This window comes from Pseudomonas coleopterorum (assembly GCF_900105555.1).
Classification (GTDB): domain Bacteria; phylum Pseudomonadota; class Gammaproteobacteria; order Pseudomonadales; family Pseudomonadaceae; genus Aquipseudomonas; species Aquipseudomonas coleopterorum.
This window is the reverse complement of the sequence record NZ_FNTZ01000001.1, coordinates 1,019,902-1,034,732: the sequence shown is the minus strand read 5'-3', so window position 1 is coordinate 1,034,732 and position 14,831 is coordinate 1,019,902. Positions and strand designations below refer to the sequence as shown.

The window sequence follows — 14,831 nt, the reverse complement described above, 5'->3', positions numbered from 1 at the left end:
ATCCTGCCGGGTTGCAGCTTCGTTCAACCGGTATGGCTTATTTTGGGCGCTTTCAGACGTGCCCGCCGATACTGCCTGCTGCGGTATGCACAAGGCCCTGACGCAAGTTCGCAGGATTGGGCAAACATCCGGCAGCTATCGTCTACCTCTGGCATTAAGCGCGGATTATCCTCGTCTCATGTGATGTACAGATCCTGGAGCCCGCATGACCCTCTCCGCCCCTGCTTTGTTACCGCTGGATCCTGCTCTGGAACACAGCCGTCGCGAACTGGCCGAGCGCATCGCGCGCGGCGCCCAGACGCCAGGCGACCATGGCACCGCGATCAGCGGCCTGCGCCTGGTACGTTATGAGGAATGCGTGCAGTCATTCCCGGCCCTGGTCCAACCGGCGCTGTGCATTCTTGCCAATGGCAGCAAGGAAGTGCGCCTGGGCGATGAGCGCTATGTCTACGATCCGTTGAATTTTCTGGTGGTGTCGGTGGCCATGCCGGTCTCGGGACGGATCCTCGATGCCACCCCGCACGATCCCAGCCTGTCGCTGCGGCTGGACATCGACCCCGAGGAAATCAACGCAGTGATCGCCGACGCCGGACCGTTGGGTGTGCCCACGCGCTCGACCCAGCGCGGCCTGTACGTGGAGCGAATGGACACGGCCTTTCTGGATGCCGTGCTGCGCCTGGTCCGGCTGCTTGAGACTCCACGGGACATTGCCGTGCTGGCACCCCTGGTGCGGCGGGAAATCCTCTACCGTCTGTTGGGCGGGCAACAAGGTCATCGACTGTACGAAATCGCGGTGGCGCACAGTCAGACCCATCGCGTGAGCCAAGCCATCGCCTGGATCAACCGGCATTTCCATCGCAGTCTGCGCATCGAAGACCTGGCCCGGGAAGTCAACCTGAGCGTGTCCACCCTGCACCACCGCTTCAAGGCGGTGACGTCCATGAGCCCGCTGCAATATCAGAAACAGCTTCGTTTGCAGGAGGCGCGCCGGCTGATGCTCAGCGAAGACCTCGACGCCTCGGCGGCCGGGTATCGAGTGGGTTACGAAAGCCCTTCCCAGTTCAGCCGCGAATACAGCCGCCATTTCGGCGCGCCGCCGGTGCGCGATCTGGCACGGCTGCGGATCAGTCTGTAGGGCCGAGCAGACAGACCTGGAAAAAACACTGGGTCACCGATAGAACCGATAGCTAGCTATCCAGTACACTCGAAGCCACGGCCCGCGGCCATCTGGTCTCGGCGTTTCCCTACAGGCCTACCTGTGACCGATCTCAGCCATTCCCCGCCGGCCATCAAGAGCATTCTGGTGGCCTTGATGCTGGCCATTTTTCTCGGCGCCCTGGATCAGACCATCGTTGCGGTCTCGATGCCGGCCATCTCCGCGCAGTTCAACGACGTCGACCGGCTAGCCTGGGTGATTTCCGGCTACATGGTGGCCATGACCGTGGCCACGCCGATCTACGGCAAGCTGGGCGACCTGTATGGCCGTCGGCGAATGATCCTCATCGGCACCGGACTGTTCACCGTCGCGTCGCTGTTCTGCGGCATGGCGCAGAGCATGGAGCAGCTGGTGCTGGCGCGCCTGCTGCAAGGGGTGGGTGCTGGCGGCATGATATCGGTCAGCCAGGCAATCATCGGTGACGTGGTGCCGCCCCGCGAGCGCGGTCGCTACCAAGGGTATTTCAGCAGTATGTACGCCGCGGCCAGTGTGTTGGGGCCGGTGCTGGGCGGCTACATGACCCAGTACCTGTCGTGGCGCTGGGTGTTTTTGATCAACCTGCCGATGGGCGCATTCGCCTGTTGGTACGCCAACCGCAAATTGGCGGGGCTGCCGATTCCGCAGCGCACGCCGATCATCGACTACCTGGGCACGGTGCTGATGATCATCGGTTTGAGTACCTTGCTGATGAGCATCACCCGCATCGGCCAGGGCCATGGGCTGGGCGACACGCAGGTGTGGGGCCTGCTGGTGGTGGCCGTGGTGGCACTGCTGGGTTTCGTCTGGCATGAGCGACGCTTTCGCGAGCCTCTACTGCCGCTGCACCTGTTCGCCATTCCAGCGGCGGTGCTGTGCTGGTGCTCGGTGTTTTTCACCAGTTTTCAGGCCATTGGCCTGAGCGTGATGATGCCCCTGCGTTTCCAGACCGTTACCGGGGCCGGGGCCGATGCGGCGGCGCTGTACCTGCTGCCGCTGGCGCTGGGCCTGCCGATTGGCGCGTTCCTGGGCGGGCGTCGGACTTCACAGACCGGGCGCTACAAACCGATCATCCTGACTGGGGCCTTGCTCGCTCCGCTGGGAATTGTGGGCATGTCGTTCAGCCCGCCGGACAACCTGCTGCTCAGCGTGGGCTTCATGTTGTTGACCGGCTTTGCCTGTGGTCTGCAGTTTCCCACGTCGCTGGTGGGCGCGCAGAACTCGGTGCAGGCCAGGGACATTGGTGTGGCGACCAGCACCCTGGCATTATTTCGCTCGCTGGGGGGCGCGGTTGGGGTGGCCTGCCTGTCGGCCCTGCTCCTGGCCATGTTGCATGGCGTGCAGTTGGCGGACAGTGCCTTGGGCGGTCACGGCCTCGAAGCGATGGGCGACAATGTGCTGCTGACCGGGCTCAATGCGGCGGCAGGCCCGGCACGGGACGCCTTGCGTCTGGAACTGGGGCAGACCTTTCAACACCTGCTGTGGGCCAGTGCCGGTATTTCGCTGCTGGGACTGGCCGTGGCACTGGCGCTGCCCAATCTGGAACTGCGTGGCCGTGGGCATGGGGAGAAGTGACGTGTGTGCTAAGCAGGTCCGGCCCCTTCGCGGGTAGAACCCGCTCCCACAAGGGAGTGGGAGAAGTAGCTTGTATGGGGGGCAGGTCTGGCCTCTTCGCGGGTAGAACCCGCTCCCACAAGGGGTGGAGCGAAGTTGCTTGATCTGTGGGAGCGGGCTCTACCCGCGAAGGGGCCTGCTCAAACAGCCGGTCGCTTCTTGCGTTGGGCCCAGGCCACGGCCAGGCCACTGAGGCAGATGACGCTGATGCCCACCACCCCGAAGATATCCGGGGTGTGGTCGAAGATCAGGTAACCATACATGCCGGCAAACAGGATCTGCCCGTAGCTGAACGGCGCCAGCAACGCCGGCGCGGCATGGCGGAAGGCCTGGGTCAGCAGCAGATGCCCCAACATGCCGCAGGTGCCCAGCCCCACCATGAACAAGGCATCGATCCAGCCCGGTGCTTGCCAGAAGAACGGCAGCACCGCGCTCATGATCAGGGTGTTGAAGATACCGGCAAGAAAGTTGCTAGTGGTCGGGCTGTCGATGCCGCTGAGCTTGCGCGTGAGCAGCTGGTACAGACCGAAGAAGAACGCGGAAATCAGCGGCAGGATGATGGCCGGGGTGAACAAGGCACCGCCGGGCCTGATGACGATGAGTACACCGATGAAGCCCGTGATGACCGCCGCCCACTGCGCGCGGGTGACGACTTCCTTGAGCAGCGGCACCGACAGCGCCGTCACCAGCAATGGCGCCAGGAAGTTCACCGCGGTGGCCTCGGCCAACGGTATGTAACGCAGGCTGGTGGTGAAGAACAGGCTGGTGGCGATCAGGCACAGCGCTCGCAGCAGCTGCAATCCGGGTCGCTTGGTGCGGATGACCGTGGACAAACCGGTCTGCGGCACGAAGATGGCCAGCATCAACAGGGTGTGCACCACATAGCGCGCCCACACCACCACGACGATGGGAAAAAACCCGGAGAGGTACTTGGACAAGGCGTCGTGGCTGGCGAACAGCAACGTCGCCAGACAGATCAGCGCGATACCGCGCAGCGGCTGGCTGGCCCCAGTAAGCAACGGGTTTTGCACGCTCATTCACACGCTCGCAACAGGATGATGAAAGGGTACCGACCGGGCGGGTAAGGTCGATGATGGCGCGAGCGGGGGCAGTGTTACAACTTGATTCACAACTTTATTTGCGCAACGCCGGCGTCAGGCTCAGCGTTTGCAGGCTCAGGTCCACCCAACGCTCGGCCTCCTGGAAAAGGTCGAAACTGTCAGGGACCAGCAACCATTGACCGATCATGCCATCTATATAGGCGTGCAAGGCGATGGCGGCCCTGACGGTATCCAGGTCACGCGGCAGCTGTTCGCGGTTCACCGCATTTCTCAGCGAGCGTTCGATGCGCACATTGCAGTCGATGCTGACCGTCTGACGTTGGCGACGCATGTCACACATTTCATCGGTGAACTCGCACTTATGATGCAGAATTTCGTTGAGACGGCGGGTCTTGGGGTCCACGGCGATCTGCTGGAACAGGCGGATCAGCAGCTTGCGCATGCAACCCAGTGGATCGGGCTCATCCTCGCTTTCGCTGGCCTGGGCCAATTCCTCGAGCGGTTCCTGCAGGCTGTCGAGCATGGCCTGGACCAGATCGGCCTTGTTGCTGAAGTGCCAATAGATGGCGCCGCGCGTCACCCCGGCCAGGGTTGCGATGTCGGCCAAGGTCGTGCGAGCCACACCGCGCTCGTAGAAAGCCTGTTCGGCGGCCTCGAGAATCTGGCTTCGGGTTTCCTGGGCTTCCTCTTTGGTACGGCGAACCATGGCAGTAGAACCTCAATCTTCAATGCACGGGCCATGCGATACGCGGCGCGTGCTCAGGCCGGGAATCCCTTTTGTGCGGGGCTTGTCCCGAATGTCGATGGTGCGCCGCCTCGTCGCGGGCATCAGGCCATCAAGTTGTTTACAAACAACCACGAATGTAAGTATATTCGTTAGTAAGCTATTAATCCAGTCGTAACATTTTTTCAACCTTCCACTATTCTTGAGCCCTCCCACGCGCTCACGACCCGAGGATCTTCATGCAATTCAAGCCAGTTGTTACCGCTCTGGTATCCGCCGTCGCCCTGGCAACCCTGCTCAGCGGCTGTGACAAAAAGGAAGAAGCAGCCCCGCAGCAGGCTCAGCAGGCTCCTCAGGTCGGCGTGGTTACCTTGAAAGCCCAACCCTACACCCTGACCAGCGAACTGCCGGGCCGGACCACCGCGTACCGCGTGGCCGAAGTCCGGCCGCAGGTCAACGGGATCATCCTCAAGCGTCTGTTCAAGGAAGGTACCGAGGTCAAGGCCGGGCAGCAGCTCTACCAGATCGACCCGTCGGTGTACGAGGCCACGCTGGGCAGCTCCCAGGCGACCCTGGAATCGGCCAAGTCGCTGGCCGGACGCTACAAGCAGTTGATCGACGAGCAAGCCGTCAGCCGCCAGGAGTACGACAACGCCCGCTCGCAGCAGCTGCAAGCCGAAGCCTCGGTCAAGAGCGCGCAGATCGACTTGCGCTACACCAAGGTGCTGGCGCCGATCTCGGGCCGCATCGGTCGCTCCGACGTGACCGAAGGTGCCCTGGTGACCAACGGCCAGACCAACGCCATGGCCACCATCCAGCAGCTGGACCCGATCTATGTCGACGTGACCCAGTCGTCCGCCGAAATGCTCCGGTTGCGTCGCGACCTGGACAGCGGCAAGTTGCAGAAGGCCGGCGACAATGCCGCGTCGGTGAAACTGACCCTGGAAGACGGCAGCGAATACAGCCAGACCGGCAAGCTGGAGTTCTCCGAGGTGTCAGTCGACCAGGCCACCGGATCGGTGACCCTGCGCGCCGTGTTCCCCAACCCCGAGCACGTGCTGCTGCCGGGCATGTTCGTTCACGCCAAGCTGCAGGCCGGTGTGCGCAGCGAGGCCATCCTGGCACCGCAGCAAGGCGTGACCCGTGACCTCAAGGGCACCCCGACCGCCTTGATCGTGAACAAGGACAACAAGGTCGAGCAGCGCGAGCTGGTGGCCAACCGCACCGACGGCGCCTTCTGGGTGATCGAGAAAGGCCTGAACGCCGGCGATCGCGTCATCACCGAGGGCCTGCAGTACGTCAAGCCAGGCGCCGACGTGACCGTGAAGGAAGCGGGCAACCTGACGCCCGGCCAGTCCGATTCCACCGCCACAGGCGAAGGTAAGTAATCGATGTCCAGATTCTTTATTGACCGCCCCATTTTCGCCTGGGTGCTCGCCCTGGTGATCATGCTCGTGGGCGGGCTGGCAATTCTCAAGTTGCCCATCAACCAATACCCGGCCATCGCGCCGACCGCCATCGATATCCAGGTCACCTACCCAGGTGCTTCCGCACAGACCGTGCAGGACACCGTGGTCCAGATCATCGAGCAGCAGCTCAACGGTATCGACAACCTGCGTTACGTTTCCTCGGACAGTAACTCCGATGGCAGCATGACCATCACCGTGACCTTCAACCAGGGCACCAACCCCGACATCGCTCAGGTTCAGGTGCAGAACAAGCTCAACCTGGCCACGCCCCTGTTGCCGCAGGAAGTGCAGCAACAAGGTCTGCGTGTGACCAAGTCGGTGAAGAACTTCCTGCTGGTGATCGGTCTGGTGTCCGAAGATGGCAGCATGACCAAGGACGACCTGTCCAACTACATCGTTTCCAACATCCAGGACCCGATCTCGCGGACTTCCGGTGTGGGTGACTTCCAGGTGTTCGGTTCGCAGTACGCCATGCGTATCTGGCTGGATCCGGCCAAGCTCAACAAATTCCAGCTGACACCGGTGGACGTGAGCGCTGCGATTACTGCGCAGAACGTGCAGATCGCGACCGGTCAGCTGGGCGGCCTGCCGGCCTTGCCCGGCACCCAGCTCAACGCCACCATCATCGGCAAGACCCGCCTGCAGACTGCCGAGCAGTTCGGCAATATCTTCCTGAAAGTCGATAACGACGGCGCGCAGGTCCGCCTCAAGGACGTCGCGCGCATTGGCCTGGGCGGTCAGAACTACAGCATCGACGCGCAGTTCAACGGCAGCCCGGCATCGGGTATGGCGATCAAGCTGGCCACGGGCGCCAACGCTCTGGACACCGCCAAGGCCATTCGTGCCACGGTGTCCAACCTGGAGCCGTTTTTCCCGCCTGGGATGAAGGTGGTCTACCCGTATGACACCACACCGACCGTGACCGAATCGATCACAGGCGTGGTCCACACCCTGATCGAAGCGATCGTGCTGGTGTTCCTGGTGATGTACCTGTTCCTGCAGAACCTGCGCGCGACCATCATCACTACGATGACGGTCCCGGTGGTACTGCTCGGCACTTTCGGCATCCTCGCCGCCTTCGGTTTCACCATCAACACCTTGACCATGTTCGGCATGATCCTGGCGATCGGGCTATTGGTGGACGATGCGATCGTGGTGGTGGAGAACGTCGAACGGGTGATGGAAGAGGAGCATCTGTCGCCCAAGGAGGCGACCAAGAAATCCATGGACCAGATCCAGGGTGCTCTGGTCGGTATCGCCATGGTGCTGTCGGCGGTACTGCTGCCGATGGCCTTCTTCGGCGGCTCCACGGGTGTGATCTACAAGCAGTTCTCCATCACCATCGTTTCGGCCATGGCCCTGTCGGTACTGGTCGCATTGATCTTCACCCCGGCGCTGTGCGCCACCATGCTCAAGCCGATCGATCCGGAAAAGCACGGCCAACCCAAGCGCGGCTTCTTCGGCTGGTTCAACCGGACCTTCGACCGCAGCGTGGTCAAGTACGAGAACGGCGTCAAACGCATGGTGACCCACAAGTTGCCGGCGTTCCTGGTGTACCTGCTGATTTTCGCTGGCATGGTCTTCCTGTTCATGCGTATTCCGGCAGCGTTCCTGCCGGATGAAGACCAGGGCGTGATCTTTGCCCAGGTGCAGACCCCGGCTGGCTCGTCCGCCGAGCGGACGCAGAAAGTCATCGACGACATGCGCACCTACCTGCTCGATGGCGAAAACGGCGAAGGCGCGGGCGTCAAATCCGTGTTCAGCGTCAACGGCTTCAACTTCGCTGGCCGTGGCCAGAGTTCGGGCCTGGCGTTCGTCATGCTCAAGCCCTGGGATGAGCGCGACGCCGAGACCACCGTGTTCAAGATCGCCGAACGGGCACAGAAACACTTCGCCAGCTTCCGCGATGCCATGGTGTTCGCCGTGGTGCCTCCTTCGGTACTCGAACTGGGTAACGCGTCGGGCTTCGACGTCTACCTGCAGGACCAGGGCGGTGTCGGCCACGAAAAACTGCTGGAAGCGCGCAACCAGTTCCTCGGGATGGCGGCACAGAGCAAGATTCTGGCAGGCGTACGTCCCAACGGCCTGAACGATGAGCCGCAATACCAGCTCACCGTGGATGACGAGAAGGCCAGTGCACTGGGCATTACCTTGTCGAACATCAACCAGACCCTATCGATCGCTCTGGGTGGTAGCTACGTCAACGACTTCATCGACCGCGGTCGGGTGAAGAAGGTGTACGTGCAGGGCGAAGCCTTCGGTCGCATGACACCTGAAGACCTGAACAAGTGGTACGTGCGCAACGACGCCGGGACCATGGTGCCGCTGTCTGCGATTGCTACCGGTGAATGGATCTACGGTTCGCCCAAGCTGTCGCGCTATAACGGTGTCGCAGCCATGGAAATCCTCGGTACTCCGGCACCGGGCTACAGCTCGGGTCAGGCGATGGCCGAGGTCGAGGCGCTGGCCAAGAAGCTGCCTGCCGGCGTGGGCTATTCGTTCACCGGTCTGTCATACGAAGAGCGTCTGTCCGGCTCGCAGGCTCCAGCGCTGTACGCCATCTCGCTGCTGTTCGTGTTCCTGTGCCTGGCGGCCTTGTATGAAAGCTGGTCGATCCCGATCGCGGTGCTTCTGGTTGTGCCGCTGGGTGTGATCGGTGCGCTGATCGCGACCAGCATGCGCGGGTTGTCCAACGACGTGTTCTTCCAGGTAGGCTTGCTGGTCACGGTGGGCCTGGCGGCCAAGAACGCCATTCTGATCGTCGAGTTCGCCAAGGAACTGCACGAACAGGGCAAGAGCCTGGTGGAAGCGGCGGCCGAAGCATGCCGCATGCGTCTGCGACCAATCATCATGACGTCCCTGGCGTTCATCCTCGGCGTGGTACCGCTGGCGATTTCCAGCGGCGCAGGCTCGGGTAGCCAACATGCGATCGGTACCGGCGTGATCGGCGGTATGATCACCGCCACCGTCCTGGCAATTTTCTGGGTGCCGATGTTCTACGTGGCCGTGTCGTCGATGTTCAAGAGCAAGTACGACAAGGAACACGAGAAGGACAACGACAAAGCCATTACACACGATGAGGCTGGCCAATGAGCAAGTCACTGATATCCATCGCTGTCGCCGCCTTCGTGCTCGGCGGCTGCTCGATGATCCCCGAGTACAAGCAGCCTGCCCTGCCGGTGGCCGAGCAGTTCCCGCAGGGCGAGGCCTACGCGCCCGCCGATGCGGCCGAAGTGGCGGCGGCGGAACAAGGCTGGCGGCAGTTCTTCACCGATCCGGCGCTCGAGCGCCTGGTGCAGGTAGCGCTTGAGAACAACCGCGACCTGCGGGTTGCGGCGCTGAACATCGAAGCCTATCGGGCGCAGTACCGCATCCAGCGTGCCGATCTGTTCCCGGCCATCAATGCCGACGGCACCGGTACGCGTCAGCGCACACCGGCCGACCTGTCACAGCTTGGCGAGTCGGGCATCTCCAGCCAGTACGCCGTCACGCTGGGCGTGAGTGCCTATGAGCTGGACCTGTGGGGGCGCATCCGCAGCCTCAGCGAACAGGCCCTGCAGACCTATCTGTCCACCGAGGAGGCTCGTCGCTCCACACAGATCAGCCTGGTGGCCAACGTGGCCAACGCCTACCTGACCTGGCAGGCCGACCAGGCGCTGCTGAAGTTGACCCAGGAGACCCTGGGCGCCTTCGAGCAGAGCCTCAAGCTGACCAGCCGCAGCACCGAAGTAGGCGTGTCCTCGGCCCTGGACCTGAGCCAGGCACGCACGGCGGTGGAAACTGCCCGTGTCAGCCTGGCGCGCTACAAGCGCCAGGTGGCTCAGGATCGCAACAACCTGACCCTGTTGCTGGGCACGGCCATTCCGACCGACCTGCCAGAAGCCCGCGGGCTGGACGCCGACCTGCTCAGCGAAGTGCCGGCCGGCATGCCGTCGCAGTTGCTGACCCGGCGCCCGGACATTCTCGAAGCCGAGCACGCCCTGCTGGCCGCCAACGCCAACATCGGCGCGGCCCGCGCGGCGTTCTTCCCGAGCATCAGCCTGACTGCCAATGCCGGTACGTCGAGCCGGCAGCTGTCCGGCCTGTTCGACGCCGGTTCCGGCAGCTGGCTGTTCTCGCCGAGCATCAGCCTGCCGATCTTCAATGCCGGTGCGCTGCGTGCCAGCCTGGACTACTCGAAGATCCAGAAAGACATCAACGTAGCCAACTACGAGAAGGTCATTCAGACGGCGTTCCAGGAAGTGTCCGACGGCTTGGCCGCACGCAAGACCTACAACGAGCAGTTGCAGGCTCAACGTGATTCGGTGCAGGCCAACCAGGATTACTACCGCCTGGCCGAGCGTCGCTACCGTATCGGTATCGACAGCAACCTGACCTTCCTCGATGCCCAGCGCTCGCTGTTCAGTGCCCAGCAATCGCTGATCACCGACCGGCTGTCGCAGCTGACCAGCGAGGTCAATCTGTACAAGGCGCTGGGAGGCGGCTGGTACGAGCGCACTGGCCAGGCTCAGTTGGCCCAGCCAGCGCAGGCGCCCAAGAGCTGACCCCTGATGGCATGAAAAAACCACCGCTTGCGGTGGTTTTTTTACGCCTGTGACCTGCTGCCAGGAGTGAGTCAGCGCGAAAGGGCTGAAGAAAATGTCACGCGGGACTGGCCGAAAGTTCAATCATGAGCAATAGTGGTCCGATGACCAGATAACTGACTTGTTATTAACTAGTTAGTTAGTGTTCGGTTATCGCACGCATTCCTGTGCGGTCGGTTGAATCGTGCTTCACCCCGAAGCACCATCCGCGCAACGCGTAACAAAATGTCAGAAAAGCCCGTTCCAGCGTGCGTCAATCATAAAATCAATAACAATAGGTTTACCCCATGCGCCAGCACTTCCATCGTTCACCCCGTCTGTTGCCCAACCTGATCGCGTTGACCGTTGCCACGGCCGCCCTGCCTTCCTTCGCAGCCGAGTCCGGCTTTCTGGAAGACGCCAAGGTCGGTCTGAACCTGCGCAACTTCTATTTCAATCGCAATCACGTAAACCCAGCCTTCCCGCAAAGCAAGTCCGAGGAGTGGACCCAGAGCTTCATCCTCGACGCCAAGTCCGGCTACACCCAGGGCCTGGTCGGCTTCGGTGTGGACGTGCTGGGCATGTACTCGGTCAAGCTCGATGGTGGCCGCGGTACCTATGGCACGCAGTTGCTGCCTGTGCATGATGGCAATGACCCGGCCGATGACTTCGGCCGGCTGGGTGTGGCCGCCAAGGCCAAGATCTCCAAGACCGTGCTCAAGGTCGGCGAGTGGATGCCGGTACTGCCCATCCTGCGCTCGGACGACGGCCGCTCGCTGCCGCAGACCTTCCAGGGCGGACAGATCACCTCCCAGGAAATCGATGGCCTGACCCTGTACGGCGGCCAGTTCCGCAAGAACAGCCCGCGCAATGATGCCAGCATGGAAGACATGTTCCTGCAGGGGCGTGCCGGCATCACTTCCGATCGCTTCAACTTCGTCGGTGGCGAGTACACCTTCAACAACAAGAACACCCTGGTCGGCCTGTGGAACGCCGAGCTCAAGGACATCTACCAGCAGCAATACCTGCAGATCCTGCACAGCCAGCCCATTGGTGACTGGACCCTGGGCGCCAACCTGGGTTTCTTCCATGGCAAGGAAGACGGCAGCGCACGGGCCGGTGATCTGGACAACAAGACCTGGTCGGCGCTGCTGTCCGTCAAGTACGGCAGCAACACCTTCTATGTCGGCCTGCAGAAAGTCACCGGCGACAATGGCTGGATGCGCGTCAACGGCACCAGTGGCGGTACCCTGGCTAACGACAGCTATAACTCCAGCTATGAGAATGCCAAGGAAAAATCCTGGCAATTGCGCCACGACTTCAACTTTGCCGGCGTGGGCGTTCCAGGCCTGACCCTGATGAACCGCTACATCAGCGGCGACAACGTGCACACCGCCACCGTCACCGACGGCAAGGAATGGGGGCGCGAAACCGAGCTGGCCTACACCGTGCAGTCGGGCACCTTCAAGAGCCTGAACATGCGCTGGCGCAACTCGACCATGCGCCGCGACTACAGCACCAGCGAGTTCGACGAAAACCGCGTGATCGTCAGCTACCCGTTGAGCATTTTGTAATCGCCGGGGCGGTGGCGCGCGTTCAGCGCGCTACCGCCCGCCTTCCCCCATCACTGGCGTGATTCGACGCCCAGCTCATCCCAGACCGATTCGGCCAGGTGAAACGTTGTGTTGGCCGCCGGAATGCCGCAGTAGATCGCACTCTGCATCAGGACTTCCTTGACCTCCTCACGGGTGACGCCGTTGCTGGCGGCCGCGCGCAGGTGCAGCTTGAGTTCTTCGTTGCGGTTCATGCCGATCAGCATGGCGATGGTGATCAGGCTGCGCGTGTGCCGCGGCAGACCCGGACGGGTCCAGATATCGCCCCACGCGTGGCGGGTGATCATCTCCTGGAACTCGCTGTTGAACTCGGTCAGGTTGTTCAGGCTGCGCTCCACATGGGCCTCGCCCAACACGGCACGCCGGACTTTCATTCCTTCGTTGTAGCGTTCTTTCTCGTCCACGAACGGGCTCCTTCAGCGCAATAGAAATTCGACGACCCGGTCGCTGAACGGCGCACCGATTTCGACGTTGGAAAGATGCGCAGCGGCAAATTCGGCGTACTGTGCACCGGCCACCCGCTCGACGATGAACTGCGCATCCGCCGGTGTGGTGACGGCGTCCTCGCTGCCTGCGATCACCAACAGCAGCACCTGGATGGCAGCCAGCTGTTCGCGAAAATCGGCATCGCGCACCGCAGCGCAGTTGGCGGCGTAGCCCTGCGGGGAGGTGGCGGCGAGCATGTCGGTGATGCGTGTGGCCTCCAGCGGATGGGCCTCGGCGAACGCCGGGGTGAACCAGCGCGCGATGGACGCGTCACGCAACGCCTGCATGGCAGCCTCGCCTTGGCCGAGGACCATTTCGATGCGTGGATTCCAGACGTCCTGGGTGCCGATCTTCGCCGCCGTGTTGCAGATCACCAGCTTGTGCAGGCGCTCGCCGGCATTGATGCCCAGCCATTGGCCGATCAGACCGCCCATGGACAGGCCACAGAAATGCACCTTGTCCAGGTTCAGGGCATCAAGCAACGCCAGGACGTCGCCACCCAACTGCTCGATGGTGTACGTCCCAGGGGTGACCAGGGACTGGCCATGACCACGGGTGTCGTAGCGCAGCACCTGGAAATGTTCGGTGAAGGCGGCCATCTGGCCGTCCCACATGTGTCGGTCGGTGCCCAGCGAGTTGGACAGCACCAGGACGGGCTTGTCCTTGGGGCCTTCCAGGCTGTAATCGAGTTCGCCGTCGGCGAGTTGTACCTGTGCCACGCTCATCTCCTCACGCATTCAAAAGATCGTGTTCGGCTACGGCCCGTTCAACCCAGACCTGGGCCTGGCCCAGGTAGTGCGAAGGGTCCAGCAGACGGTCCAGTTCATCGGCACTCAATTGCTCGGTGACCTGCGGCTCGTCGCCGAGCACCGCACGTAGATGTCGGCCTTGAGCGACGGCCTGCTTGCAGCACTGTTCCAGCACATGGTGCGCGCGGTCGCGACCGATCCGCTGGGCCAGCACGATGCTGACGGCTTCGGCCAGCACCAGGCCCTGGGTCAGGTCCAGGTTCGCCCGCATGCGCTCAGCGTCGACCTGCATGCCATCGGCAATGGCCAGGGCCTGCTGCAACGCACCGGAAACCAGGCAGCAGATCTCCGGCAGAGTTTCCCATTCGGCATGCCATAGCCCCAGGCTGCGTTCATGCTCTTGAGGCATGGCGCTGAACAGCGTCGCCACAAGCCCCGGCACTCGGGTGGCAGCGCCGATGAGCACTGCCGCACCGACCGGATTGCGCTTGTGCGGCATGGTCGACGAACCGCCCTTGCCCGGCGCGGACGGCTCGAACACTTCCGCCGCTTCGGTCTGCATCAACAGGCTGATGTCCCGGCCCAGCTTGCCCAGGCTGCCGGCCACCAGGCCAAGTACCGAGGCCAGTTCCACCAGCCGGTCGCGCTGGGTATGCCAGGGCTGGTCGGGCAGGTTCAGGTGCAGTTCCTCGGCCAGCGCCTGGGCCACCGGCATTGCCTGTTCGCCGAGCGCGGCCAGGGAGCCCGAGGCGCCGCCGAACTGCAGGCAGGCCAGCCGCGGCCTGAGCTCACGCAGGCGTTGCCGGCTGCGGTTCAGGGCGCCGAGCCAGCCGGCGATCTTCATGCCCAGGGTGACGGGCGTGGCGTGTTGCAGCCAGGTGCGTCCGGGCATGACCGTGGCGGCATGGTGACGGGCCTGCTGGCTCAGCGCCTCGTTCAGACGTTGCAGGTCGGCTTCGATCAGGTCGACCGCCGCCAGCAGTTGCAGGACCAGCCCGGTGTCCATCACGTCCTGACTGGTCGCGCCCAGATGCACATAGCGCTCGGCATCGGGGTCGGAAGCGGCGATGACCTTGCCGAGCATCTTGACCAGCGGAATGGCCGAATTGCCGGCGCTGGCGATGGCTTGCGCCAGGGCCTGAAAATCGTACTGCTCGGCCTTGCAGGCGGCCTCGATGGAGGCGACTGCCGAGCCGGGTATCACGCCGACGCGGGCCTGGGCACGAGCCAGCGCGGCTTCGAAATCGAGCATGCCCTGCACCCGGCCATGGTCGCAGAAGATCTGGCGCATGGCGGGCGCAGTGAAATAGACATCGAACAACTGATTGTTCGGCGGTTGGCTCATGGAACTCCCCTGTAAC

General features: G+C 62.7%; 11 protein-coding genes. 6 read left to right on the top strand and 5 right to left on the bottom strand.

Translation table 11 applies throughout. The annotated features are described in order from the left end of the window. Positions 1–205 precede the first annotated feature (205 nt). On the top strand, positions 206–1,135 hold the full coding sequence (locus BLV18_RS04580) for an AraC family transcriptional regulator (protein WP_049860686.1): 930 nt from the start codon (positions 206–208) through the stop codon (positions 1,133–1,135). 177 nt (positions 1,136–1,312) lie between these two features. After that, positions 1,313–2,767 carry an MDR family MFS transporter gene (locus tag BLV18_RS04575; protein ID WP_425272642.1) on the top strand — a complete coding sequence of 485 codons (1,455 nt, stop codon included), beginning with the start codon at positions 1,313–1,315 and terminating at the stop codon, positions 2,765–2,767. A 179-nt stretch (positions 2,768–2,946) separates the two neighbouring features. Here BLV18_RS04575 and BLV18_RS04570 read toward each other — a convergent pair whose 3' ends face one another. Together BLV18_RS04570 and BLV18_RS04565 are read right to left on the bottom strand one after the other, a co-directional pair. Then, positions 2,947–3,843, bottom strand: a complete 897-nt coding sequence (locus tag BLV18_RS04570) for a DMT family transporter (protein WP_049860684.1) — start codon at positions 3,841–3,843, stop codon at positions 2,947–2,949. A 97-nt stretch (positions 3,844–3,940) separates the two neighbouring features. Continuing rightward, positions 3,941–4,573, bottom strand: coding sequence for a TetR family transcriptional regulator (locus BLV18_RS04565; protein ID WP_090356615.1), 633 nt, complete (start codon positions 4,571–4,573; stop codon positions 3,941–3,943). A 257-nt stretch (positions 4,574–4,830) separates the two neighbouring features. On the opposite strand from BLV18_RS04565, the gene BLV18_RS04560 reads away from it, so the two are divergent. From BLV18_RS04560 to BLV18_RS04545, 4 genes are all read left to right on the top strand, one after another. Then, the gene (locus BLV18_RS04560; RefSeq protein ID WP_049860682.1) at positions 4,831–5,979 is read left to right on the top strand and encodes an efflux RND transporter periplasmic adaptor subunit; all 1,149 of its coding nucleotides are present in this window, start codon (positions 4,831–4,833) and stop codon (positions 5,977–5,979) included. 3 nt (positions 5,980–5,982) lie between these two features. Further along, positions 5,983–9,153, top strand: coding sequence for an efflux RND transporter permease subunit (locus BLV18_RS04555; protein WP_090356613.1), 3,171 nt, complete (start codon positions 5,983–5,985; stop codon positions 9,151–9,153). Then, on the top strand, positions 9,150–10,604 hold the full coding sequence (gene adeC, locus BLV18_RS04550) for an AdeC/AdeK/OprM family multidrug efflux complex outer membrane factor (protein WP_090356611.1): 1,455 nt from the start codon (positions 9,150–9,152) through the stop codon (positions 10,602–10,604). The genes BLV18_RS04555 and adeC overlap by 4 nt, the downstream gene beginning before the upstream one ends. Positions 10,605–10,930: 326 nt before the next feature. Beyond that, positions 10,931–12,196, top strand: coding sequence for an OprD family porin (locus tag BLV18_RS04545; RefSeq protein WP_090356609.1), 1,266 nt, complete (start codon positions 10,931–10,933; stop codon positions 12,194–12,196). Positions 12,197–12,246: 50 nt separating this feature from the next. Here the strand turns inward: BLV18_RS04545 and pcaC are convergent, their stop codons facing one another. From pcaC to BLV18_RS04530, 3 genes are read right to left on the bottom strand one after another with little or no spacing between them, the layout of a single operon-like run. After that, positions 12,247–12,639, bottom strand: a complete 393-nt coding sequence (pcaC, locus tag BLV18_RS04540) for a 4-carboxymuconolactone decarboxylase (protein WP_090356607.1) — start codon at positions 12,637–12,639, stop codon at positions 12,247–12,249. A gap of 12 nt (positions 12,640–12,651) precedes the next feature. Further along, entirely contained in the window at positions 12,652–13,440 is a 789-nt protein-coding gene (pcaD, locus tag BLV18_RS04535; protein ID WP_090362008.1) for a 3-oxoadipate enol-lactonase, read from the bottom strand. 10 nt (positions 13,441–13,450) lie between these two features. Continuing rightward, on the bottom strand, positions 13,451–14,815 hold the full coding sequence (locus tag BLV18_RS04530; protein WP_090356605.1) for a 3-carboxy-cis,cis-muconate cycloisomerase: 1,365 nt from the start codon (positions 14,813–14,815) through the stop codon (positions 13,451–13,453). Positions 14,816–14,831 lie beyond the last annotated feature (16 nt).

Coding starts and splice junctions, on each gene's coding strand:
- BLV18_RS04575 (WP_425272642.1), top strand. CDS start 1,313: ATGCTGGCCATTTTTCTCGGCGCCCTGGATCAGACCATCGTTGCGGTC.
- BLV18_RS04565 (WP_090356615.1), bottom strand. CDS start 4,573: ATGGTTCGCCGTACCAAAGAGGAAGCCCAGGAAACCCGAAGCCAGATT.
- BLV18_RS04545 (WP_090356609.1), top strand. CDS start 10,931: ATGCGCCAGCACTTCCATCGTTCACCCCGTCTGTTGCCCAACCTGATC.
- BLV18_RS04530 (WP_090356605.1), bottom strand. CDS start 14,815: ATGAGCCAACCGCCGAACAATCAGTTGTTCGATGTCTATTTCACTGCG.
- BLV18_RS04570 (WP_049860684.1), bottom strand. CDS start 3,843: ATGAGCGTGCAAAACCCGTTGCTTACTGGGGCCAGCCAGCCGCTGCGC.
- BLV18_RS04560 (WP_049860682.1), top strand. CDS start 4,831: ATGCAATTCAAGCCAGTTGTTACCGCTCTGGTATCCGCCGTCGCCCTG.
- adeC (WP_090356611.1), top strand. CDS start 9,150: ATGAGCAAGTCACTGATATCCATCGCTGTCGCCGCCTTCGTGCTCGGC.
- BLV18_RS04555 (WP_090356613.1), top strand. CDS start 5,983: ATGTCCAGATTCTTTATTGACCGCCCCATTTTCGCCTGGGTGCTCGCC.
- BLV18_RS04580 (WP_049860686.1), top strand. CDS start 206: ATGACCCTCTCCGCCCCTGCTTTGTTACCGCTGGATCCTGCTCTGGAA.